At 62.7% G+C, this 24062-nt stretch carries 22 protein-coding genes; 7 read left to right on the top strand and 15 right to left on the bottom strand.

The annotated features are described in order from the left end of the window. Window positions 1-70: 70 nt before the first annotated feature. From QNI87_RS13960 to bchF, 15 genes are all read right to left on the bottom strand, one after another. Window positions 71-409 carry a cytochrome c family protein gene (locus QNI87_RS13960; RefSeq protein ID WP_300597603.1) on the bottom strand — a complete coding sequence of 113 codons (339 nt, stop codon included), beginning with the start codon at window positions 407-409 and terminating at the stop codon, window positions 71-73. Window positions 410-739: 330 nt separating this feature from the next. Beyond that, window positions 740-1963: a 5-aminolevulinate synthase gene (gene hemA / locus QNI87_RS13955; RefSeq protein ID WP_300597601.1), complete on the bottom strand. Its 1224-nt coding sequence runs from the start codon at window positions 1961-1963 to the stop codon at window positions 740-742. Window positions 1964-1997: 34 nt separating this feature from the next. Next, on the bottom strand, window positions 1998-2810 hold the full coding sequence (gene puhE, locus QNI87_RS13950) for a putative photosynthetic complex assembly protein PuhE (protein WP_300597599.1): 813 nt from the start codon (window positions 2808-2810) through the stop codon (window positions 1998-2000). Further along, complete coding sequence (gene acsF / locus QNI87_RS13945; protein ID WP_300597597.1) at window positions 2804-3865, bottom strand: magnesium-protoporphyrin IX monomethyl ester (oxidative) cyclase; 1062 nt, start codon at window positions 3863-3865, stop codon at window positions 2804-2806. Before acsF ends, puhE begins: the two co-directional genes overlap by 7 nt. After that, window positions 3862-4197 (bottom strand): hypothetical protein, encoded by a 336-nt coding sequence (locus QNI87_RS13940; protein WP_300597594.1) that lies wholly within the window; start codon window positions 4195-4197, stop codon window positions 3862-3864. Before QNI87_RS13940 ends, acsF begins: the two co-directional genes overlap by 4 nt. After that, a complete protein-coding gene (puhC, locus tag QNI87_RS13935) occupies window positions 4197-4682 on the bottom strand; it encodes a photosynthetic complex assembly protein PuhC (protein WP_300597591.1) in 486 nt (161 codons plus the stop codon). The genes QNI87_RS13940 and puhC overlap by 1 nt, the downstream gene beginning before the upstream one ends. Further along, window positions 4679-5338 carry a photosynthetic complex putative assembly protein PuhB gene (gene puhB, locus QNI87_RS13930; protein WP_300597589.1) on the bottom strand — a complete coding sequence of 220 codons (660 nt, stop codon included), beginning with the start codon at window positions 5336-5338 and terminating at the stop codon, window positions 4679-4681. Before puhB ends, puhC begins: the two co-directional genes overlap by 4 nt. After that, on the bottom strand, window positions 5335-6165 hold the full coding sequence (gene puhA / locus QNI87_RS13925) for a photosynthetic reaction center subunit H (RefSeq protein WP_300597587.1): 831 nt from the start codon (window positions 6163-6165) through the stop codon (window positions 5335-5337). The genes puhB and puhA overlap by 4 nt, the downstream gene beginning before the upstream one ends. A gap of 67 nt (window positions 6166-6232) precedes the next feature. Further along, window positions 6233-7696, bottom strand: a complete 1464-nt coding sequence (locus QNI87_RS13920) for a BCD family MFS transporter (protein WP_300597585.1) — start codon at window positions 7694-7696, stop codon at window positions 6233-6235. Next, a complete protein-coding gene (bchM, locus tag QNI87_RS13915; protein ID WP_300597583.1) occupies window positions 7693-8460 on the bottom strand; it encodes a magnesium protoporphyrin IX methyltransferase in 768 nt (255 codons plus the stop codon). The genes QNI87_RS13920 and bchM overlap by 4 nt, the downstream gene beginning before the upstream one ends. Then, window positions 8460-9356, bottom strand: a complete 897-nt coding sequence (gene bchL, locus QNI87_RS13910; RefSeq protein WP_300597580.1) for a ferredoxin:protochlorophyllide reductase (ATP-dependent) iron-sulfur ATP-binding protein — start codon at window positions 9354-9356, stop codon at window positions 8460-8462. The genes bchM and bchL overlap by 1 nt, the downstream gene beginning before the upstream one ends. Window positions 9357-9374: 18 nt before the next feature. Beyond that, window positions 9375-13040, bottom strand: coding sequence for a magnesium chelatase subunit H (locus QNI87_RS13905; RefSeq protein ID WP_300597578.1), 3666 nt, complete (start codon window positions 13038-13040; stop codon window positions 9375-9377). Next, window positions 13030-14682: a ferredoxin:protochlorophyllide reductase (ATP-dependent) subunit B gene (bchB, locus tag QNI87_RS13900; RefSeq protein ID WP_300597576.1), complete on the bottom strand. Its 1653-nt coding sequence runs from the start codon at window positions 14680-14682 to the stop codon at window positions 13030-13032. Before bchB ends, QNI87_RS13905 begins: the two co-directional genes overlap by 11 nt. A 3-nt stretch (window positions 14683-14685) precedes the next feature. Further along, window positions 14686-15981 carry a ferredoxin:protochlorophyllide reductase (ATP-dependent) subunit N gene (locus QNI87_RS13895; protein WP_300597574.1) on the bottom strand — a complete coding sequence of 432 codons (1296 nt, stop codon included), beginning with the start codon at window positions 15979-15981 and terminating at the stop codon, window positions 14686-14688. Then, on the bottom strand, window positions 15978-16526 hold the full coding sequence (bchF, locus tag QNI87_RS13890) for a 2-vinyl bacteriochlorophyllide hydratase (protein WP_300597572.1): 549 nt from the start codon (window positions 16524-16526) through the stop codon (window positions 15978-15980). Before bchF ends, QNI87_RS13895 begins: the two co-directional genes overlap by 4 nt. 564 nt (window positions 16527-17090) lie before the next feature. On the opposite strand from bchF, the gene QNI87_RS13885 reads away from it, so the two are divergent. From QNI87_RS13885 to QNI87_RS13855, 7 genes are all read left to right on the top strand, one after another. Next, window positions 17091-17774, top strand: a complete 684-nt coding sequence (locus QNI87_RS13885; RefSeq protein ID WP_300597570.1) for a B12-binding domain-containing protein — start codon at window positions 17091-17093, stop codon at window positions 17772-17774. Window positions 17775-17789: 15 nt separating this feature from the next. After that, window positions 17790-19214 carry a transcriptional regulator PpsR gene (gene ppsR / locus QNI87_RS13880; RefSeq protein WP_300597568.1) on the top strand — a complete coding sequence of 475 codons (1425 nt, stop codon included), beginning with the start codon at window positions 17790-17792 and terminating at the stop codon, window positions 19212-19214. 309 nt (window positions 19215-19523) lie between these two features. Further along, window positions 19524-20426 (top strand): chlorophyll synthase ChlG, encoded by a 903-nt coding sequence (gene chlG / locus QNI87_RS13875; protein ID WP_300597566.1) that lies wholly within the window; start codon window positions 19524-19526, stop codon window positions 20424-20426. Further along, window positions 20426-21796 (top strand): BCD family MFS transporter, encoded by a 1371-nt coding sequence (locus QNI87_RS13870; RefSeq protein WP_300597564.1) that lies wholly within the window; start codon window positions 20426-20428, stop codon window positions 21794-21796. The genes chlG and QNI87_RS13870 overlap by 1 nt, the downstream gene beginning before the upstream one ends. Next, the gene (locus QNI87_RS13865) at window positions 21793-22989 is read left to right on the top strand and encodes a geranylgeranyl diphosphate reductase (RefSeq protein WP_300597562.1); all 1197 of its coding nucleotides are present in this window, start codon (window positions 21793-21795) and stop codon (window positions 22987-22989) included. Before QNI87_RS13870 ends, QNI87_RS13865 begins: the two co-directional genes overlap by 4 nt. Window positions 22990-22994: 5 nt before the next feature. Further along, entirely contained in the window at window positions 22995-23507 is a 513-nt protein-coding gene (locus QNI87_RS13860) for a TspO/MBR family protein (protein WP_300597560.1), read from the top strand. Between the two features lie 75 nt (window positions 23508-23582). Then, entirely contained in the window at window positions 23583-23864 is a 282-nt protein-coding gene (locus QNI87_RS13855) for a hypothetical protein (protein WP_300597558.1), read from the top strand. Window positions 23865-24062 lie beyond the last annotated feature (198 nt).

The raw sequence follows: 24062 nt of genomic DNA, 5'->3' as shown, positions 1-24062 counted from the left end.
CAGGGCTCATAAACAAAAAAGGGGCAGCGTGGCTTACCAGGCTGCCCCTTTTTTTCACTCAACAGATGTCCTAAATCTCGCCGTTCACTTCCAGGTACTCGATCAGATCCGCCCGCTCTTGCGGATCCTTGATCCCCGGGAAGGCCATTCGGGTGCCTTTCAGGTATTCCTGCGGCGCCTCTAGATACTCAAACAGCACGTCCTTCGTCCAGGTATTGCCGCTGCCCGAGTTGGCCGGGGTAAAGTTGAACCCCTCGACAGATCCAGCCACTCGTCCGACCACTCCGTAAAGGTGCGGGCCCACGCGGTTTACGCGCTCTTCCTGAACGTGGCACGCCATGCACTTGGCGAAAGCCGTCTTGCCCGCCGCAGCGTCTCCCGTCAGATCGGCGTAAGCAACTTCCGTCATCTCCGCTTCGGGTGCCGCCTCGGTTGCCTCTTCGGGCGCGGTCGCGGTCTCAGCGGCCTGAGTTGTGGCTTCCTCAGCTGGTGCTTCGCTTGCGCCGCCCCCCGCAACCGGTCAGCGCGATCGCACTGGTGATCGCAACCGACATCAAACCTATCTGTCGCATAGGGCCTCTCCTCTTGTCCAAGGCTCCTTGCTCAAGGAGCCAGCCTGCCAAACCGGCTCAGACCCACTGAGCGTCCAAGCCCAAATCCGATACGACCCTCAAAGGAGCCTGCCCCGCGAATAGCCAGTCTACTGAGGACAAACCTCTCCTGCGCAAAGCTCCAGGTCTCAGGCCGCCGTCGCCATCCTTGCCAGCTCGCACTGTGACCAGATTTCGCTCAGCGCGTTGATCAGGCGGTCGATATCGCCATCGGTATGCACTGGTGAGGGTGTCAGGCGCAGACGTTCCGTACCCACCGGCACGGTTGGGTAATTGATCGGCTGAACATAGATGCCGTGATTGTCCATCAGCCAGTCGCTGATCCGTTTGCACTTGTGCGCATCGCCCACCATCACAGGAATAATGTGGCTGGGATTGGCCAGATGCGGGATGCCCATCATGTCGAGCTTGCGACGGACGGTCTCAACCCGTTCCTTCTGCAACTCACGCTCACGATCGCTTGTCTTCAGGTGGCGGATGCTGGCCGCTGCGCCGGCCGCTACCGCCGGAGGCAACGCGGTCGAAAAGATGAAACCGCTGGCAAACGAGCGCACGAAATCGACCAGATTGCGCGAAGCCGCGATGTATCCGCCCATTACCCCGAAAGCCTTGCCCAAAGTGCCTTCGATCACATCGATCCGGTCCATAAGACCCTCGCGCTCGGCGATCCCGCCGCCGCGCGGACCGTACAGTCCGACCGCATGCACTTCGTCGATATAGCTGAGCGCGCCGTGCTTTTCGCACACATCGAGGATTTCAGCGATCGGCGCGATGTCGCCATCCATCGAATAGACGCTCTCAAACGCCACCAGCTTGGGCCGATCCGCGTCGAACTCGGCAAGATGCCGATCGAGGTCCTCGGGATCGTTGTGCTTCCAGATACGGCGCTCGGCTTTCGAGTAGCGGATGCCTTCGATCATCGAAGCGTGGTTGAGCTCGTCGGAGAACACGGCGCAATTCGGAATGCGCGCGGCCAGTGTGCCGATGCCAGCCCAGTTCGAGACATAGCCGCTCGTGAAGAGCAGCGCGCTCTGTTTGCCATGCAGATCGGCGAGTTCGGCTTCGAGCTCGACATGGTAATGATTGGTGCCGGAGATGTTGCGCGTGCCGCCCGCTCCCGCGCCGCATTCATCGAGGGTTGAGTGCATCGCTTCGAGCACGGCGGGATGCTGGCCCATGCCCAGATAATCGTTGGAACACCAAACGGTGACGGCCTGCGTCTCGGAGCCTTCAAGAAACCGGGTAGCGTGAGGGAAGCGTCCGCGGTGGCGCTTGATATCCGTGAAAACGCGGTACCGGCCTTCGTCGCGAACCGTTTCCAGCTCGTTTTCAAAGAAACCTTCATAATCCATCGTGCTTCCCCCTCCAGGGTGTCTGCTCTTTACTTTACTCATTCGTGTCAATCACATTCGCTTGAGAGGCCGGTGTCCTTGCAGGACGGCGAAACGCCCATCCCCACAGCATCCCATCGCGAAACGGCAAGGCGAGAAAGAGGTGTTCGAGCGCGCCCAGCAGACACAGGGTCGTCAAAAGGCTTGCCCCGACCATTTCCGCGCTGCCCAGCGAAGCCGAGAGCGCCAACGATCCGAACCAAAGCGCAATCAGGACGATCGCCACGATCGAGACGGCCAACAGCGCAGTCATCCGGTTCCGGCCAAAATAGGTCTTCAGGTAATCCAGGTGTGGCGGCAGCATCTCGGCGCTGGAATTGGGTACGCCTACAAACATGTTGATCTTGGCGGAAAGCCGCAGACCAAACAGCAGCACAAACACGGTCGCGCCGATCTGATTGGGCAGGTTCCAGGAGAGCGAGATCAGGAGAAGGGCGGTCAGCGCCAGAACCACCTCGTGATGGATTACAGTCGCGCTTGCTTCGCGAAACCGTTGCGCTCCGCGAAGACCGGGGGAGGCGGGCTCGCGCCGCGGGCCAGCCGCCGCGCCGGTCAGGAAGCCGACTTCGTGCCAGCCCCATACCATCAGCGCGCCTATGAAGGCGGCGTAAACGGCGAGCACCGAAACGCTTTGGGATGCGGCCAGAATGACGAGCAGCCCAAGAATCCCCCCGATGCCGCTGATCATCAAGCTCTTGGGGAAGGTTTTGGCGTCGCGATTGTCCGCCCAGGCCACAAGCCCGGTCGCCACGAACCAGATCAGCACCGTCACGATGAACGGCACAATATGGCCATCCCAACTCACCATGTAGGCTGAAGCCTGATGGTGGCCGGAAGGGTGTTAGCCTTGGTGCGGTGGAAGTACATCCGGGCAAAGGCCCAGCCTGCGCCCGCCATGCCGCTCGCGCGTTTTACAAAGCCGCCCAGGCCGCCTTGCGTCTTGCCATCTTCAATCCTGTCGGCCGCGATCCGCAGTTTCTCCATCTGGTGCCGGAACGCCGGATCATCGATGTCGAGTTCGACCGGGAAAACCTGGCGGCTGATCTGGTTGCAGACCGAGAACACCTCGTAATCGTATTCGGTCGGATCGACGCCCAGCGCCTTGTGAAAGACCGGGCGGTTATGGTCGCGGACATACATCGTGGCGTAGACCGACAGCAGGAAGAAGCGCACCCAGAGCTTGTTCGCGCCTTGCAGCAGCTTGGGATCGGAACGCAGCAGCATCGCGAACGCTTCACCGTGGCGGAATTCGTCGTTGCACCATTCCTCGAACCATTCGAAGATGGGGTGGAAACGATGCTCTGGATTGCGCGCCAGGTGGCGGAAGATCGTGATGTAGCGCGCGTAGCCGATCTTCTCCGACAGATAGACAGCGTAGAAGATGAACTTCGGCTTGAAGTAGGTGTATTTCTTGGTGCGCGTCAGATAGCCGAGATCCACGCCGATACCGGCGTCCTTGAGACTTTCGTTGATGAAACCGGCGTGCCGGCTCTCATCGCGCGCCAGCAGCTTGAACAGCTGTTTCACGTCCGGGTTCTTCGTGCGCTTGGCGATTTCCGCGTAGAGCACGCAGCCCGAAAACTCCGATGTCATCGAACTGACGAGGAAGTCCGTGAACTCCTTGCGAAGGGCGGGTTCAAGCTTTTCGATCACGCCTTCGAAGCGTTCGTCCTTCTTGAAATGCTTCTTGTTGGGATCGCCGATCATCTCATCGATCAGAGCGTCCCATTCCTCGCGCACCGGGGTTACGTCGATCGCGTCGAGCGCGTCGAAGTCGGTCGTGTAAAAACGCGGGGTCAGCATGGTGTCCTGCGTGGCGAGTTCCATCGCCTCTTCGCTGGTCATGGGCTTGTAGGCGTTCATCTGATCCTCCCGGCGTTGAAGCTGACTTCGTAGAGCTCAGCCAGATCGAAATAGGCCGCGGCCTTGACGGCGAGACGCTTGATCGGTCCTGCGCGGGTCACCGTGGCGGTGCGCTCGAACACTTCTCGGCTGCCGAACGGGATGGCGATCGGATCGCCGTGGATGCGGACCTTGTCGCCCGGCTCCATGACAACGTCAGCGGGCAAATCGACATGCGCATGGAAATGCTCGGGGCTTTGTTCGACGGTGATGGTGCACACGACGTCAAAGACGCGCTCCCGAAGGTTCGACGGCGTCTGGATAGCCGATCCCGCTGCTATCGTTGTGTCCATTATTCGCGTCCCTTTGCCATCATGTCGCGGTAGATCTCATGCGTCTTGCTGCCGAAGGCGGAAAGTTCGACCGCCCGGCCTGTCTGCGTGTCGCGCAGGGTCATGGCTCCGGTGTCCCAGGCGATCAGTTCGAATGGCACGGCGGGGCCGATCCCGTGCTGAATCCGGTTGTGAACCATGGCCCGCGCGGTGGCGCGAACGAAGCCGCCTTCGCCTTGCGGGAAGCGACCGAGTTCCAGACCGGTCTCCGCATCGGCGACCCATACACTGCCGTCGGCTGCGTCGTTGAAAGTGATGCTGCGGGTGTCGACCGACAGGACGCCGCGTTCGGCGCGGATGCTTTCAGGCACGGCTTGGCGCTCGAAGAAGCCCAAACTCGTCGAGATGGCCAGCGCCAGCGTGATCGCGATCACGGTGCCCATGGCAATCAAAGGCAGCGTGTGAACGCGAAAGTCGTCATCGTCATAGGTGCGCACAATAGTCATGCCGTCACTCCCGTGAGCCCCGGTTTATCGACGCCGCCGCCCGCTTCTTTGACGTCGGTCAAATTTCGCGCGATCGCCGTGTGCTGGCCGCAAGCCTCGGCGAGGATCTGCGCCACGCTCTGCGCATCGGGCACGGCTCGCAGCATGGGCTGAGGCCGGGCAAAGCGCCACGGGCGCACATGCGGCCACATCAGGAAGTAGCCGAGCAAGCGCTCGCCGCCGAGTTCGACCGCGATGTCGCCGTGCTCGCGGCCCCGCATGTTGAGATGCGCCGCTTCGATATGTTTGAGCGGGATGTTGATCCGTGTCTCCACCGCCATGCCGATACGCAGGATAAGGCGCGCGTCGGTGAGAATGTAGAGCGTGCTGCGCGCGCTGCGCCACGCCATCAACTGGATCACCAGACCGCCGAACAGTCCCATGCCCGCCAGAAACACCGCGCTGTCCGTGTTTCCGAAGAACAGCGCCAGCAAGACCATCGCGGCCATGTAAAGCGCAAAGCTTGCAAGGTGGAACGCGGTTCGTGTCAGGACCGGCACGCTTGGCCGGCCCTTCCACAGAACGCGTTCGTCCAAGGCCGGGGTGCCCATGGGGTCGCCATGAGCGCTGGGCCCGTCCGCCTCGCTGATCGAAGGATGATCCCGATTTTCGATCATATGACGGGCTCCGAGCGTTCCGGCGTTGCGTACATGTAGCCGCCGCCATAGTAGGCCATGATCTTATCCTCCTCGAGACGGGTGATCTGACCAGCCGTCGCCAGGCGCGGCACATCGGCGAATTGATCCTTGGTGATCGCGTCGATCTGCACCAGTTGGGGCTTGGGAGGCAGGAGACCCGCGAGCAGGCCCTTGGACTGGACAACCGCGACGAATATCGGCGCCAGCACCTTCTCGCCTGCGTTGGTCTCGATCTCGAGATACCGGATGATGTGCTCGGACTGATCGACCCAGATGTCGCTCACCTTGCCCGCCAGTTCGACGTTGCAGTCATAGACCGGCCAGCCGATGATGTCGGGATCGTTCGGCGCGATTTCGATTTCGTGCGCATCGCCGATCGGGACGATGCGCGGGCGCCCGTCAAAGGTAAGGTCGGGATAATCTTTGCGATTGGCCCAGGCGGCCGGTCCAAGGCCGTCCTTCATCGGATTTCCGGTGGGGACATAGGGCGCGCCGCCGCCATGGAACGCCCGCTGAGCTGGTACATCGACCGGCTCGCGCGGCATATCTTCGGGCACGTAAGTCCCGCGACCGTGCGGCAGCTTGAACACCTTCTTTTCCGCCGACATCAGCGGCATGCTCTCGACCTTGCCGGTGTATTCATCCTCAAGCGGATAGCCTTCGCGGCGGCTCTCGCGGTTGAGGTAGAGGACCAGCCCGATGAAGAAGAAAAAGAACAGGAAGAAGGTCAACTCAGCGACATCGAAACTGCCGGTGATGTAGGTGGCATTCATCGCCAGAATGCCGAAAGTGTCTGGAAGTGTCATTTCAAGGTCCTCCGGTGGATCTGTGCGGCTGTCCTTCGGCTTATCCCGTGGCGTGGGGCGGTCGCGGTCATGTCGGGAACTCACGCAGACCGAACGATGCGTCTGCGCCTTCCCTCGAAGCGGTGGTGGTTCTGCGAAGACGACCGACAAGCGGTCCGATCGCGGCGAGGCCTGCCAGAAGCAGCAGGATTTCGATGATGTAGACGGTGGTGTATCCGCTTGCGCGGGTTGCATCCTGGATCAGGGGATTGGCCGCGCCAGCGCCGCCGATCGCGATGGCGGCGGCGCCGTCGCGGATCGCGCCGCCCAGCGCAATACCCGCGCCCGCACACGTCGCCTGGACCGCGCCCCAGGCGCCAAGAGCCAGACCCGTGGTCGATTGGCGCGCAAGGTTCATGGCCTCGATCAGCGTGCCAACGGAGAAGAGCCCGAGCCCGAGCCCAATCGCGAAGGCCCCGAGAAACAGCAGCGCGGGCGCTGCAAAGGGGGCGGCAAAGATCACCATCAGGAATGCGGTAAGCCCGGTCACGAGCCCCGCGCCCGCAACGCGCAGCGCTTCGTTTCCGCGCCCCAGCGAGCGCGCCGAAAGCATGAACCCGACCAGCGCGCCGAAAGCCCAGGCGCCGGTCAATCCCGTCGTAGCGCCAACGCTCATACCGAGCACTTCGCCGCCATAGGGCTCAAGGAGCGCGTCTTGCATCGCGAAGCCGGCCGAGCCGATGCCGATGCCGATCAAAAGCCGTGCGTTGTAGCCATCGCTGACAAGCGCGCGCCACAATTGCCCAAAGGTCGGGCCCGTGTCCTCGCGCGTGGTGAGGTCCTTGTTGCGCGCTTCCTGCTTCCAAAGCGCCACAAGGTTCAGCGCCACCGTGATGCAGGCGGCGCTCTGGATGACCTGGATCAGCCTTGTGTTCGAGAAATCGATCAGGAGCCCGCCCATCACGAACGCGGCGAACATCATGCCGACAAGCAGCATCACATAGAGCAGCGCAACCGCACGCGGGCGCTTTTCTTCGGGCGCAAGATCGGTGGCCAGCGCAAGCCCGGCGGTTTGCGTCACATGAATGCCGATCCCGGTCAGCAGGAAGCTGCCCGCCGCAGCGGTCGTCGCGAGCGCAAAAGTGGCCTCGTTCTCGAACAGGATCAGCGCGAAGGGCATGATCGCAAGGCCGGCAAACTGCATCAGCGTGCCAAACCAGATGTAAGGGACGCGTCGCCAACCAAGAACAGAGCGATGCGTGTCGGACTTGTGGCCGATCAGCGCGCGAAAGGGCGCTGCGACCAGCGGGATGGCGATCAAGAGCGCGACCAGGAAAGTGGGAACGCCCAATTCAACGATCATAACCCGGTTGAGCGTACCGTTGAGCAGCACCATTGCCATGCCCACGCTCACCTGGAACATCGACAGTCGCAATAGACGCCCGAGCGGCAGATCGGTGCTGGCCGCATCCGCGAAGGGCAGCCAGTTCGCGATCAACTGCGCGAAGGTGGGGGCGTCCGGGCCTGGGGGAGGGTGGGGCTGCGAACTCATCCGCGCTTCACGATCTCCATGGCCTGACTGGTGTAGAACCCGCTCGCGACGCGACGCGTGCGCTTGACCTCCCAACTGGGTATGCGCTCAGAAAGGTGCATACGCAGGTCGCTTTCCGCGATCGGGACAATGGCCGGTGAGCGGTCGCTCTTCGGAAAGACCTTCCCGAACTTGTGCATCGCGCCCAGCATCCGAGTGAAAGGCGCGAACGTGAAGACGATCGAGACCTTGGTGCGCTCTGTCAGCTTGGCAAGGGCGTCCACCAGATCCTCGATCTCGTAGTGGATGAGGGAATCCATCGCGACGACATGCGCGAAATCGCCGAGCGAGGGATCGAGCATATCGCCCGACTTCCACCATATGCGCCCGTGTCCCGTGAACGAGGGCGCTCTCTCGCGAGCCACGTCCACCAGGCCACCGGCGACGTCGATGCCGGTGATCTCCGCCCCGCGACACGCCGCGGCAATGGTCAGCGCTCCGGTTCCGCAGCCCGCGTCCAGCACGCGCGTGCGGCGCAAATCGGCGGGTAGCCAATCGAGCAGAACGCCGCGCATTTCGTCGCGACCCGCGCGCACCGTGGCCCGAATGCCGCTGACCTTCACATCGGAGGTCAGGTCGATCCAGGCTTGTCGCGCGGTGCTGTCGAAATAGGTCGCAAGCGCTTCGCGCCGGTCCTCGTACCCACGGGTCACAGACACGCGCGCCCGGTCGTCTTCACGGGCGAGGAAGCCGGCCTCAAGGGCTTCGGGAGAGCGCGTCGCCATCACTCGAAACCCAGAAAATCAAAGATATCCCGGTCCTTCATCGGAGCCGCGCTTGTCGGCTCAACCCCGGCCCACAGCATGGCTGCGAGGCGCAGATATTCATCCTGCGCTTGCTGGACTTCGGGGCTGTCGGGCATTTCGAACAGGGTGCACTTCTTGAGGCGCGACCGGCGGATCTCGTCGACATCGCGGAAGTGTGCGAGGCGCTGCATGCCGATCTTGTCGCAGAAGCGATCGATCTCGTCGGTCTCGCGGCTGCGATTGGCGACGACGCCAGCCAGCCGCACATCGTAATTCTTCGATTTTGCACCGATAGCGGCGACGATGCGGTTCATCGCGAAAATGCTGTCGAAATCGTTCGCGGCAACCACCAGCGCGCGCTCGGCGTGTTGAAGAGGGGCGGCGAAACCGCCGCACACCACGTCGCCCAGCACATCGAAGATCACGACGTCGGTGTCCTCGAGCAAGTGGTGCTGCTTGAGCAGTTTGACCGTCTGCCCCACGACGTAACCACCGCAGCCAGTGCCCGCAGGCGGGCCGCCCGCCTCCACGCACATCACTCCGTTGTATCCTTCGAACATGTAGTCGTCCGGGCGCAGCTCTTCGGAGTGGAACTCCACTGTCTCCAGGACATCAATGACGGTCGGCATCAGCTTCTTGGTCAGCGTGAAGGTGCTGTCATGCTTGGGGTCGCAGCCGATCTGAAGGACGCGGTGGCCAAGTTTCGAGAACGCCGCCGAGAGGTTCGAGGAGGTCGTCGATTTGCCGATTCCGCCTTTGCCATAGACTGCAAAGACTTTCGCACCCTTGATCTGATCGCGCGGATCGAGCCGGACCTGAACCGAGCCCTCGCCATCGGTCCGATCGAATTTCGCGTTCTTTTCCATAAGGTTCATGGCTTGCGATCCCTCTCTTTACTCTTCCACGAAAACGCCTTCGAGGCGGTCTTCGAGTTCGTCGCTCGCATCGCGCAGAGCGGCGAGCGTTTCTTCATCGGGTTCCCAGAGTTGACGGTCGCACGCTTCGAGCAGGCGGTTGGCGACGCGCGCGGAGCTCTTCGGATTGAGGTGCGCCAACCGCCGGCGCATCTCGGCGTCGAGCACGAAGGTCTCGGAGATTTTCTGGTAGACCCACGGCTTGACCTGGCCTGTGGTGGCGGACCAGCCGAGCGTGCTGGTGACGTGGCCTTCGATGGTGCGCACGCCTTCGTAGCCGTGGTCAAGCAGGCCCTCGAACCATTTGGGGTTGAGCGTGCGGGTGCGCGCTTCAAGGTCGATCTGTTCGCCCAAGGTGCGCACTTTGGTTTTGCCGCGCGTCGCATCGAGGATGTAGACCGGCGCGTCTTCGCCCTTGGCCTTGGCGACCGAGCGTGTCACCCCGCCAAGTCCGTCGACATATTGATCGACATCGTTGATCCCCAGCTCAACGCTCTCAAGGTTCTGATAGGTGAAATCGACCGTGCCGAGCGCGCTTTGCAACAGTTCGCGTTGTTGCACCGGCGTGCCCTTTACCCCGTAGGCAAATCCCTTGTTGACTTCGAACGCGTTGGCGAGCTCGTCCGGATCGGCCCAGGCGCCGCCTTCGATCATCTGATTGACATTGGCGCCATAGGCGCCCTCGGCGTTGGAGAAGACCCGCAAGGCGGCGGTTTCAAGGTCGCAGCCATGCGCCTTGGCGTGCGCCAGGCTGTGCTTGCGCACGAAGTTGCTTTCGACCGGCTCATCGGCGCTGGCGGCGAGGTACGCGGCTTCGGCCAGCATCCGCGTCTGCATCGGCAGGAGATCGCGGAAGATGCCCGAAAGCGTGACGACCACATCGACCCGCGGGCGTCCCAGTTCGGCGAGCGGGATCAGCTCCGCGCCCGCCAGGCGACCGTAGGAATCGCGGCGCGGCCTGGCTCCCATCAGTGTCATCGCCTGGGCGATCTGCACGCCTTCGGTCTTCATGTTGTCGGTGCCCCACAGCACCATCGCGATGCTTTCCGGAAAGGCGCCGCCGGCCTCACTATGCCGCGCCAGCAGACGTTCGGCTTGCTCCTGGCCTTGCGAACACGCGTAGCGCGAGGGAAGCAGGAAGGGGTCAAAGCCGTGAATGTTGCGGCCCGTGGGCAGAACCTGCGGGTTGGCCACGACATCGCCGCCCGGCGCGGGCTCGACATAAGCGCCGTCGAGCGCGTGGATGAGCGAGGCCATCTCGTCGCTTGCATCAAGCCTCGCGGCAAGCGCGGCGCGGTCGGGCGTGTCTTCGCCGTTGCCGAGTTCCAAGCCCGCCTCGACCATCGCGTCGAGCATGTCTTCGCGCGCCTGGCCTTCGGGATTGCGGCCAAAGATGTGCAGGCCATGCGGGATCAGCGTTTCTTCGAGTTCGTAAAGGCGCCTGGACAGACCTTCGATGTCGCCGCCTTCCAGATCAATCGCCTCGCACTGATCGGCGATCAATCGCTCAAGGTCCGCGCGTTCCGCCGGATCGTCGCTGGCGCGCCAGCGCTCAACGCTTGCCTTGAGGTCCACCAGATCCTTGTAAAGCCCCGCCTGGGCGAGCGGCGGGGTCAGATAGCTCAGCAGCGTTGCGGCCGAGCGACGCTTGGCGAGCATTCCTTCGGACGGATTGTTGGCCGCGTAGAGATAATAATTCGGCAGATCGCCGATCAGCCTTTCGGGCCAGCACGCATTCGTCATCCCGGTCTGTTTGCCCGGCATGAATTCCAGCGCCCCGTGCGTGCCGAAGTGAAGCACCGAATGCGCGCCGAAATCTTCGCGCAGATACCGATAAAAGGCGCTGAAGGCGTGCGTGGGCGCAAAGCCGCCTTCGAACAGAAGCCGCATCGGATCGCCTTCATATCCAAAGGCGGGCTGGACGCCGACAAAGACGTTGCCGAAATGCGCGCCCAGAACCTGGATGTGGCTGCCATCGCTTTGTTGCTTGCCCGGGGCCGGACCCCACACCGCTTCGATCTCCGCCAGATGGGGCTCGCGCGCGACATGCTCATCCGCGGGCACGCGGTGAGCGACGTTGGCCTCGGCCCCGTATTGCGCGGCGTTGCCTTCGAGCAGAGCGGCGCGCATGGCTTCGAGGCTTTCCGGTACCTCGACGCTGTAGCCTTCCCGGCCGAGGCGCTGGAGCGTCGCATAGAGCGATTCGTGCACCGCCATGAACGCGGCCGTGCCGGTGGCGCCCGCGTTGGGCGGAAAATTGAACAGAACGATCGCCAGTTTGCGCTCGGCGCGCTTCGAGCGGCGCAGCGCGATCATCTTGGCGACCCTCGCGGCCAGCGCCTCGGCGCGCTCCGGGCAGCCCTGCATGGCGCGCATGCCCTGCGTATCAGGGCGCTGGCATTGCCGGTCGCAGCCTTGACACTGACCGCCACTCGAAGCGGAACGCCCGCCAAAAACGCTCGGTACGCTTGAGCCATCGAGTTCGGGCAAGGCGACCATCATGGTGGCTTCGAGCGGCAGCAGACCCTGCTGGCGATCGCGCCACTCTTCGAGCGATTGAAACTCCAGCGCGTGCGCCGCGAGATAGGGCACGTCGAGCTTGCTCAGCACCGTGCGCGCGGCGTCGGAATCGTTGTAGGCTGGCCCGCCCACGAGCGAAAATCCCGTCAGGTTGACGACCGCATCAACCGTCGGTTTGCCCTCTTCATCGACGAAGAATTTTTCGATGGCCGGCCTTGCATCAAGACCGCTGGCGAAGACGGGAACCACCTTCAGCCCTTCGGCCTCGAACGCCGAGATCGCTCCATCGTAATGGGCAGCGTCGTTGCCCAGCAGGTACGAGCGCAAGAGCACAAGGCCCACAGAGCCACTGCGGCCCGGCGCGTTCTTTCCCCGATCGCGCGGGAGCACGCGCAGACTTTCAGAAATCTTCTGCGGATTGCGCGGGTGGTAAACGCCGGTCTCGGGATATTCGCGCGGCGGATCGGCTTTGGTCAGGCCTTTGCGTCCGGCCCGTTCACCGGCGGCGTAGCGATCGATCAGCGCGCGCACCATTGCCGTGACGTTCTCGTCCGATCCCGCCAGCCAGTATTGCAGGGTCAGGAAGTAGGCGCGGACATCCTGCGCTGTGCCGGGAATGAATCGGAGAATTTTGGGCAGGCGCCGCAGCATCTTCATCTGGCCTGCACCCGAACTGGCCGCGCCCTGTTTCTTCGAGCCGCGCAGACGTTTCAGCAGCGCGAGCGGCCCCTTGGCTGGCGCGTCCATGCGGTAATTGCCCATGCGCGTCAGCTTCACGATCTCGCCTGCGGACATCAGGCAAACCATGGCGTCGCAGTCCTCTCGCCGAGCTTCGAGAGAGGGCATGATGAGCCGCACATGGTCGTCCACGAACAGCATTGTCGCAATGACAATATCCGCTTCCGCGATCGCGGCGCGGGTTTCGGCGAGCGCGGCCTCGTCCGCGCCCCATTCCGACGCGGCGTGGAGGGAGACGGTGATGTTTTCCTGGCTGAGAAGCGCGTCGGTGCGCTCGACAGCGCCTTTGAGGTGATTGTCCAGCGTGACGATGGCCACGCTCACAGGCGCGTCATGGCCAAAGGCGCTCTTGCCTTTGCGTGGGGGAGGCGACGCCTTACCGTGCATAATGCGCCTTCGCGTCGTAAAGCGTTTCGATATCGATCTCGGCCCGGCCCTGTTCGGCGGCAAAGGTCTCGGTGTTGCGTCGCGCCTTCCCGCGCACAAAGAAGGGTATCTTCTTAAGCTCTTTAGTCGCTTCGGCGGTCCAGACCGCATCCTCCCCAGAATGGGGAGGGGTACCATCCGCAGGATGGTGGAGGGGCGGGCTGCCCGATTCTTCGTCATGCGCAGGGGGGCTGACGCTGTTCGCCCCTCCACCCCGAACTTCGCTCGCGGTCACCCTCCCCTTTCCGGGGAGGATGGGGCTGTGCGCTGCGTGATGCGAAGCGCCGGCATCGTCCGAAAACTCGAAATCCTCGCGGAACATGGTCAACAGGTGTTCTTCAAGGCCCATCACCAGCGGGTGGACCCAGGTGTCGAAGATCACGTTGGCGCCTTCAAAACCCATCTGGGGCGAATGGCGCGCGGGAAAATCCTGCACATGGACCGGCGCGGAGATCACCGCGCACGGCATCCCCAAACGCTTGGCGATGTGCCGTTCCATCTGCGTGCCCAGCACCATTTCAGGCGCGGCTTCGATAATCGCCTCTTCCACCGCGAGATGATCGTCGGTGATCAGCGGCTCAAGCCCGTGCTCCTTGGCCTCGGCGCGCACTTCGCGGGCGAATTCGCGGTTATAGCAGCCAAGGCCACACACTTCGAAGCCAAGCTCATCGCGAGCGATGCGCGCGGCGGCGACCGCGTGCGTGGCGTCGCCGAAGATGAAGACGCGTTTGCCGGTGAGGTAGGTCGAATCGACACTGCGGCTCCACCACGGCATGCGGGAATGGGTGTCGCCGAGGGCAGGCGTGGGATCTGCACCTGCCAACTCGGCGACTTCGGCAATGAAAGCGCGTGTGGCGCCCACGCCGATAGGGACGCTGCGAATGGCGGGCTGCTTGAACGTGCGCTCAAGCCAGCGAGCCGCTTCGTCAGCGATCTCGGGATATAAAACGATGTTGAAGTCCGCCTCGCCAATACGGGCGATGTCGGAGGGTCGCGCGTCAAGCGGCGCGACGAGGTTGATTTCCACCCCGAGGGTGTCGAGGATTTTGCGGATTTCGACGAGGTCGTCGCGGTGGCGAAAGCCAAGCGCGCAGGGCCCAAGAATGTTTGCGCGCGGGTTTTGTCCTTCCGCACGCCCTTCCATCGGCGCCCGTTCGACGCCGGTATCCGCGAGGTTGCGAACGATCTGGTAGAAGGTTTCGGCCGCGCCCCAGTTCTCCTTGCGCTGATAGCTCGGCAGCTCAAGCGGGATGGCGGGGCAGGGCAGGTCCATGGCCTCTGAAAGGCCGCCGGGATCATCCTGGATAAGCTCTGCTGTGCACGATGCGCCGACGATGATCGCTTCCGGGTTGAACCGTTCGACCGCATCCATCGCGGCGTCCTGGAACAGCTGCGCTGTGTCCTTGCCGAGATCTCGCGCCTCGAACGTCGTGTAGGTCACGGGCGGGCGGTGGTTGCGCCGCTCGATCATTGTGAAGAGCAAATCGGCGTAGGTATCACCCTGAGGGGCGTGGAGTACGTAGTGCAGGCCTTTCATCGCGGTCGCGACGCGCATCGCGCCGACATGCGGGGGGCCTTCATAGGTCCAGACGGATAGCTGCATCGCCTACACCTCCAACCTGTCGCGCCGCCGCAATGGACGCGCAAAGAGTTCGGCGAGGTCGCCGGCCTGATCGAAGCCATGGATCGGCGAGAAAACGAGTTCGATCGCCCATTTGGTCGTCAGTCCTTCGGCCTCGAGCGGATTGGCGAGGCCGAGCCCGCAGACGGTCAGGTCGGGCCGATCTTCGCGAACCCGGTCCAACTGGCGATCAACATGCTGCCCTTCGCTGATCCGCGCCTTGTCCGAGATCAGGGCGAGGTCGCCTGCGAGGTGCGCGCGGTGCAGATAGGGCGTGCCGACTTCGACGGGGACCATACCCATCTCGGTCGACAGGAAGCGCGCGAGCGGCACTTCCAATTGCGAGTCGGGAAGGAAGCTGATGCGCTTGCCTTCAAGCTCGCTGCGGGCGTGGTCCATCGCGCGTTTGGCGCGTTCGCGTCCCGGTGCGATGACCCGGTTGAAGAGCTGTTCGTCGACGCCGAATTCGCGCGCGGCGGCCTTGAGCCAGTCGGTCGTGCCATCAGCGCCAAACGGGAACATTGCCTCAAGGCGCACCGCGCCGCGATCCTCGAGCGCCATGGCGGTTTCGGCCAGAAAGGGCTGGGCGAGCAGATAGCGGGTGTTGGGCCCAACGCTGGGCAGATCGCGCGCGTTGCGTGCGGGCAAAGAGGCGACGTTTTCAATCCCGAGTTGGTCGAAAAGGCGCAGGAACTGGTCTTCGACAATGTCGGGCAGCGAGCCCACGATCAGCAGGTTCCTGGGCGCGTCTTCGCCAAGCTGGGGCATTTCCGGCACCAGCGCGGTCAGGCACGTATCCTCGCCCTGGGTGAAGGTCGTCTCGATCCCGCTGCCCGAATAATTCAGGATGCGCACATCGGGCATGTAGCGGGTGCCGAGGCGTTCGGCCGCCTTGGCAAGGTCCAGCTTGATCACCTCCGAGGGGCACGAGCCGACGAGGAACAGCGTCTTGATATCGGGGCGACGCGCCAGCAGGCGGCTCACCACCCGGTCGAGTTCGTCCTGCGCGTCGACCATGCCGGCGAGGTCGCGCTCCTCCATGATTGCGGTGGCAAAGCGCGGTTCGGCAAAGATCATCACGCCGGCTGCCGATTGCAGCAAATGCGCGCAGGTGCGGGAGCCGACGACGAGGAAGAACGCGTCCTGCATCTTGCGGTGCAGCCAGACGATCCCGGTCAGCCCGCAGAACACTTCGCGCTGTCCACGTTCGCGCAGCACCGGGCGCTGGCCCTGGGCGGATTGCTCGCTCGAACAGCCGGGAAGGGCGGCAACATGGTTCATGCCGGCACGGCCTCCGGCGCCGCTGGCGCTTCGAGTCGCGCCACGCGCAGCTTCCACAGGAACTGGCCAGCGTTGATGACATAGGCCGCGTAACCCGCGAGCGCGACGATCAAGCGCGCTTCCACAGAACCCAGCCCGCCGAACAGCATCACGAGATAAGCGGTGTGCAAGGCCAGAACGAGCATGGAAAAGACGTCTTCCCAAAAGAACGCCGGCGCGAACAGCCACTTGCCGAACACGACCTTCTCCCAGATCGAACCAGTGATCATGATCGTGTAAAGAAGCCCTGTTTTCAACACGATAGAGATGTCCGCCGCCCAGGCGCCCTCGCCCGTGGCAAGCGTGCGCACGACAAGTACGAGGCTGATGAGGAAGACCAGAAACTGCAGCGGTGCAAGCGCGCCTTGAACAAGTGTCCAGACCGTATCGTCCCGGCGGCGGCGCTCCTCATCCGAGTAGAGCGCGCCCTTGATCCCCTGACCCTTCTTGACCTGCGGCGTGGTGCCAACAGGCTCGACCGGGGAGACTTGGTCCTGTCGAGTCATGTTCGAGCTTTGCCTCTTTTGTCAGAACTGAACACTAGGCCTTTGCCTATCCAGGTGTCAATCTCTTTAGACGTAAAATAAACTGGACACTTTGGTGCAAAAGATGAGGCGTTTGTTTGCGCAAAAGGCAAAAAGGGCGTATGGACGAATCGCCGACGTTGAATGGGATGACTTTCGGCCGCCACCGGTCAGCTCGTATGCGGGTCTCGCATTTCCGGGTTGTGTGGCCGGTGATTAGGAGGTCCCTGCGTGTCTGCTCCGGACAAAGAATGCGCTCCGTATCCGGGCAAGAGCCTCGGTTTTGGAAGCCATGCCTTGCGCAACATGATTGCCAACCCGTTCAAACGCCTTAAGAGGTCCAGAGGTGAGCCGGACTTGGAGTTCGCAACGCGTTCCTCTCCAGAATCGATCGAAACGATCCTCGAAGGTGACATCATTCCGCGCCTTATGTTGGCGCATGCTTTAGAGAGGCCCATCGCAGACAGGTCCATCGAAGACAGGCCCATCGCAGACAGGGCGACGCGTTCAACCAGGGAGTGCGGCGAGATCGACACAAAGCAAGTTATGGATTTCGCAAGGCTGCCGATGCGGCACGAGGCGCCGGACCTTATACGACAGGTCGATCGGTTTCTCGAGCGCGGCTTTAGCGTCGAAGAGGTGTTCGTTGACCTGCTCGCTCCAGCCGCGCGTCATCTTGGGGATTTGTGGAGCCGGGACGAATGCGACTTCATTGACGTAACAATGGGGCTCTGGCGCCTGCAGGAAGTCTTGCGGGAGATTTCGCTACGCGTGCCCTCCGGCCCTTCGTCGATCGGGCGGCCAATCGGGCACCCGATTGGACAGGCGCGCAGCGCGGTGTTTTGCCCCGTGCCCGGCGATGTTCACACCTTTGGCGCGCAGATGATCGAGGAGGTCTTCGCCCGCGCCGGATGGCAAAGCGAAGCGCTTTTGAGGCCGCATCGGCGCGAATTGCTCGATTACATGGCCAGCCGGCCTGTCGATGCGATTGGACTGACTGTATCGCACAACCACTCGGTGTCGGTGCTTGCGCGTCTCATCAAGGCCATCCGCAGTGTCGCTGTGAAACCAAATCTCGTCGTCTTGGTTGGTGGACATATGATCAATTGCAATCCCGCGCTCGTCGCTGAAATCGGTGCCGACGGCACGGGAGAAGACGCCAAAGCAGCACTCGCCATCGCTGCGCGGCTCGTAGACGCTGCGCAGACCCGTGCGCGCGCGATCGCTTAGGCTTCGGACATCAATATGCTGACAAGAAAGCACAGTATCGAAGGCAAGAACCCGTTCGGCAACGCTGCCGAACTGTTCGACGCGCTCGACGCCGAGGCGGCGATGAAGCTCGCCATGGTGGCGGGAGATGTCACGCTTGTGCTCGATGACACCGGCACGATCCTTGACGCCGCCTACGACCCCAGTGAGTTTCCCGGGTTTGAGAACTGGGTGGGGAGCAACTGGATCGAGACGGTAACCGATGACAGCCGTCCCAAGATCATGGAGATGCTCGCCGCCGCGCGGCGCGGGGAGGTCCAGCACTGGCGCCAGGTCAATCACCCTTCGCGCGACGGGGATGTGCCTATTCGCTACGCGGTCCTGAGCGTCAACGGAGGCGAGCATCGCATCGCCTTCGGGCGCGATCTGCGCGAAGCGGGCAAGCTTCAGGCGCGGCTCCTCCAGGTTCAGCAATCACTTGAGCGCGACTACATGAGGATGCGCCAACTCGAATCGCGCTATCGCATGCTGTTCGAACTATCCTCCGAACCCATCCTCATCGCCGAAGCGCAAACCTTGCGTATCCGCGAGGCGAATGCCGCCGCGCACAGTCTGATGAACGCGCGCGCAGGCTCGCTTCCGGGCAAGAAGCTTCTCACCTTGCTTGATAAGGATTCGCGAGATCCGATGCAGACGATCGTGGGCGCCGCGCTTAGTTCGGATCGCGTTTCGCCGATTTCGGTGCGTCTTGCGAAGCCTTCGCGCGAAGTCGACGCCTCGATTACCGGGTTCACTCAGGATCGTGGCCAATTCCTGCTTGTGCAGCTGGCGCCCATTGGTGAGGGCGTGCAGCAAGCGGTGTCTTCGCCCGTTCTCGATCTGGTTGAGAATATGCCGGATGCATTCGTGGTTGCGAGCGCGCAGCTCGAACTCATCAGCGCCAACCAGGCCTTCGTGGAGATGGTCCACGCCGCCAGTCTCGATCAGGTCCGTGGCCGATCTCTCTCGGAATGGATTGGGCGTCCGGGTATCGATCTCGATCTCATTGAAGGGCAGATCGCTCAGCACGGGGCGGCGCGCAATGTGAGCACGGTGCTGCGCACCGCCAACGATGTCGAGGGCGAGCCCGTTGAACTTTCGGCAGTGCGAAGCGCCGGCGAGGAAGCGCTATACGCCTTTGTTATCCGCCCGATTGGCCGACGTCTGCGCGATTTGCCGCCCGGCACCGAAGACCTGCCCCGCTCGGTCGAGCAATTGACCGATCTGGTTGGTCGCATGTCGCTCAAGGACATTGTTCGCGAGAGCACCGATCTGATCGAGCGGCTGTGTATCGAGGCGGCGCTTTCCTACACCTCGGACAATCGCGCGTCCGCCGCAGAAATCCTCGGGCTCTCGCGCCAAAGCCTCTATTCCAAGCTGCATCGCTATGGGCTTGGCAATCTTCCGGTCGATCCGGACTGATCCCTTCGCTGCAAGCGGTTTCCCGAAACAGAGTGGCGTTTGGTCGGCAAAAGCGGTGTCTCCCCCGTTTGCCGGTCTCTTGCGCGTCATCGGGGAGCTGCGCCAAGCGCAGTCCTGGGGACGTGAGGGCGGTTCTCTCGCTCTCGCTGAAGTCCAAGGCGCCGAGACCCCTCTCAAACGCACCGACATGCCACCAAACTGGACACAGCCTTAGCGTCCGCATGCCATAAACACGCATTTCTGAGTGTCGATGACAGTCTAGTGTCAAAATAATTTGACGCCATGATATGTCAGTCATAGTCTGACTCCATGCAACGCTCAGCGGCCTCGACTCGCGTAGCGCCTCCACCGGCGCTTCGTGACGTGTTGCAACTGCTCAAGCCGATAACCTGGTTTCCTCCGATGTGGGCCTTCATGTGCGGGGCGGTTTCATCCGGCGCGGGTCTCGATGGCCGTCTCTGGTTCGTTGCAGGCGGGGTTCTGCTGGCGGGGCCCTTGGTGTGCGGCACGAGCCAGGCGGTGAACGACTGGTTCGACCGGCACGTGGACGCGATCAACGAGCCTGATCGTCCCATCCCGTCGGGCCGGGTGGCTGGTCGCTGGGGCCTTTACGTGGCGTTGCTGGGAACGGCTGTGTCGGCTGTGGTGGCTTGGGCGCTTGGGCCGCTCGTGTTTGCAGCTGCGTTGGTCGGGTTGGCGCTTGCCTGGGGCTACAGCGCGCCGCCATTTCGGTTCAAGACCAGTGGGTGGACGGGTCCGGCGGTGGTGGGCCTCACCTACGAAGGGCTGAGCTGGTTTACCGGCGCTACGGTCATGCTTGGTGCCTTGCCTAGCAACGAAGTGCTTATCGTGCTCGTGCTCTACAGTCTGGGCGCGCATGGGATCATGACACTGAACGATTTCAAGGCGGTCGAAGGGGACCGTGCGACGGGCTTGCGTTCGCTGCCGGTCGTGCTGGGCGTGAGCGGTGCGGCGCGCTTCGCCTGCTTCGTCATGGCGGCGGCTCAGATTGTCGTGATCGCGCTGCTCGCCCATTGGGGGCTGACGGTTTCGGCGCTTCTGGTTGGCGCGGTGTTGCTCGCTCAGTTGATCGCGATGCCGCGCCTGCTCTCCGATCCGGCCAAGTACGCGCCCTGGTACAACGCGGTGGGCGTTCTGCTCTATGTGCTGGGCATGCTGGCGGCCGCTCTGGGGCTGGGGGGCTACATCTGATGCACGCGCCCGTCTCCGCTGTGGGTAGATCGCCCGCTGGTCTTTCCTGGTTCGCGATTGCACGGATCGGGCTGGTGCAGGCCTGCGTGGGGGCGCTCGTCATGATGGCAACCACCGTGCTCAACCGCCTGATGGTGGTGGAGTACGGCCTTGTCGCCGCGATCCCGGCTGGATTGGTCGCATGGCATTATGTGATCCAGCTTGGGCGTCCGATCTGGGGTCACGGCTCCGACCGGGGCGGCAATCGCACGCTCTGGATCGTGGGTGGAATTGCGGTTCTGGCGCTGGGCGTCCTGATGGCCACCCAAGCCACGTTGATGATGGGAAGCGCGACCCTTTGGGTGTTTGCCTTCGCGATCCTCGCCTACAGCGTGATTGGCGTGGGGGTCGGCGCGGCCGGAACCTCGGCGCTTGCGCTTCTGGCCTCCAGCGTGGCTCCCGACCGCCGCGCCGCCGCCGCCGCGCTGACCTGGATCATGATGATCGCCGGTATCGTTGTTTCGGCCTTTACGGTCGGGGCCTTGATCGAGCCCTTTACCCCGCAAGCGTTGACACGTGTGGCCGCAGGGCTTGCCGCTGCGACGATTGCGCTCGCTATCCTGGCGACCTTCCGGCTGGAGAGCGGCCATCACGTCTTCGAGGAAACCGCCAAGTCCAAGGAAACGCCAGGCTTTGGCGACGCCATTCGCGAGATCTTTGCTGAACCCGCCGCGCGCCGCTTCACGATCTTCATCTTCGTCTCGATGATGGCCTACAACATGCAGGACTTGATCCTGGAGCCGTTTGCGGGACAGATTTTCGCAATGCCACCGGGTGAGACGACGCAGCTGGGCGGTATGCTGAACGCCGGTGGGCTTGTTGGCATGATCGTCGCCGGGGTTGGTGGGAGCGCGTTTCAGGCCCGTATGCCCACCGACCTCAGGGTCTGGATCGTGAGCGGTTGTCTCGGATCGGCGATCGGTCTTGCTGGACTGACGATCGCAGCGATGGTGGGCCCGGGCTGGCCGCTGGTCGCGAACGTGTTTTTCCTCGGGTTTTGCAACGGTGTCTTCTCGGTCGCGGCCATAGGGGCGATGATGGGTCTCGCCGGTGCAGGTGAGAAGACCCGCGAAGGCGTGCGCATGGGCGTATGGGGCGCCTCTCAGGCCATTGCCTTCGGCTTTGCCGGGCTGCTGGGCGCGGCCGGGCGCGACATCGCCTTGGCCGTTTTCGGCGACCTTGGACGCGCCTACCAGATCGTTTTTGCCGTCGAAGGACTGCTTTTTGTCCTAGCGGCCATCCTTGCCCTCACGGTCGCCGGATCGCGACCGGCGCGTGCCAACCGCGCTTCGGGCAACACCCCCTCCAGTGAGAAGGAGATTTTCGCGTGAACGAGATGATCTACGATGCCGTTGTCATAGGGGGAGGGCCGGCGGGAGCCACCGCTGCGACCGATCTGGCTCGCAATGGCCATTCGGTTCTCCTGATGGAGCGTGGGGGACGCATCAAGCCATGCGGCGGCGCCGTGCCGCCGCGGCTGCTTGAGGATTTCGACATTCCGCAAAGCCTGCTTGTTGCGCGGGCGCGATCGGCGCGCATGATTGCGCCTTCGGGCCGGGCGGTCGATATGCCCGTGGGAGAGATCGGCTATGTCGGGATGGTCGACCGCGAGGACTTCGACGAATGGCTGCGCGTGCGCGCTTGCGAAAATGGTGCGGATCGCCTGTGTGCGACTTTCGAAAAGATCGAACGCGACGATCAACCGCATCCGCTGATAACGTTTCGACGCGAGCGCGGCGGTCCTATCGAAGCAGTCCGCGCGCGCTGCGTTGTCGGCGCTGACGGCGCGCGCTCGGCGGTGGCAAAGCAGGCGCTTCCCAACGCGTCTAGGGTCAAGTGCGTCTTTGCCTATCATGAGATCATCAAGTCCCCGGCGAACGACAGCGAAGCGTTTGACGCCAATCGATGCGACGTTTTTTATCAAGGGCGCTTGTCACCCGATTTCTACGCTTGGGTCTTCCCGCATGGGGAGACCTCCAGCATCGGAGTTGGGAGCGCCAATAAGGGCTTTTCGCTCCGCGGAGCGGTTGCCGAAATGCGTGGTGACCTAGGCCTTGACCGCTGCGAAACCATTCGCCGCGAAGGCGCCCCCATTCCACTCAAACCGCTTAAGAAGTGGGACAATGGCCGCGATGTCGTTGTTGCGGGCGATGCCGCCGGTATTGTCGCACCCGCTTCGGGCGAGGGCATCTACTACGCTATGGTCGGCGGTCGCTTCAGCGCCCAGGCTGCCAGCGAGTTTCTCAAGACCGGCGAGGCGAAGGCGCTCAAGCGAGCCCGCAGCCGCTTCATGAAAGAACACGGTCGCGTCTTCTGGATCCTCGGCGTGATGCAGTACTTCTGGTATTCGAGCGACAAGCGGCGAGAGAGGTTTGTTTCCATGTGCGACGATAAGGACGTGCAACAGCTCACCTGGCAGGCTTATATGAACAAGAAGCTCGTCCGCTCCAAACCGATGGCGCACGTCAAGATATTCCTCAAGGACACAGCGCACCTGCTTGGCCTTAGAGCCGAGACGAGCTGATCGTGATGAAGACCCAGCTTCGCGAGCGCACGATCCTCAATCCGATGTGGGTCTTGCCAGTGGCGGTGGCGACGTTTGCCGCGATGTGTGTCGCCTTTCTGGGCGCGACGGTCACCGATTTGGGGCCTTGGTATCAGGCGCTCGAGAAGCCCGGTTGGACGCCGCCCGATGGCCTTTTCCCGATTGTCTGGACGGTCATTTATGCCCTTATAACGGTGGCCGGTGTTACCGCGTGGCGCGCGGCACCCACGTCACGTGCGGCGCAGACCGTGGTAAGCCTGTTTGCGCTCAACGCCTTCCTTAACATCACATGGAGCCTGGTGTTCTTTCGCCTGCAACGGCCCGACTGGGCGCTGGTCGAGGTCGGTTTCCTCTGGGTTTCGATCCTCGCGATCATCCTTTACTGTCTGCGTTTCTCGCGCCCGGCGAGCGCGCTGCTTTTGCCCTATCTGGTCTGGGTAACGCTGGCAGCGGCACTTAACTGGTCGATCAACGCGCTCAACGCGCCTTTTGGATGAGCCCGGTCGACGGTGCTTACGTTGCGCGCGACTTGATGTAAGCGGCGCTGGTCCTGAACGCGAGAGACCACCAGCATGATCGAAAGCTTCTTTTCCAGCGGTTACGCGGCCGACGCGGTGATCCTTGTGCTCGCAATCGAAGCAGTGTGGTTGAAGAGCCGAGGCTGGAACTGGACCGCGATCGCAAAGCCCCTGGGCTCTGCCGTCTTTATCGTTCTCGCCGTGCGCGCAGCCCTGGTGGGAGCGCCCTGGTACTGGATCGCGCTGGCTCTGATGACCTCATTCCCGTTCCATGCGCTCGACCTTCGCGATCGACTTGGAGACCGTGTCCACGCCGCCAAGGCCGAAGGCTCATGATCAGCGAACCATAGCCGTGCGGAGAAGAGTGTGATGGCTGCGTGGAAGTTGTCGGCTTGTTGGTCGTATCGTGTTGCCAGGCCTCTGGCGTGTTCGAGTTTTCCGAAGAAGCGCTCGATCAGGGTGCGAGAGCGGTAGCGGAAGGCGCTTAAGGGGAGCCCCTTGCGGCGGTTGCGCCTTGCCGGAGTGTTGGCAGAG

The organism is Erythrobacter sp., assembly GCF_030066995.1.
Taxonomy (GTDB): Bacteria; Pseudomonadota; Alphaproteobacteria; order Sphingomonadales; family Sphingomonadaceae; genus Erythrobacter.
Note: the sequence above shows the minus strand (reverse complement) of the source record. Positions and strands in the feature narration are given on the sequence as shown.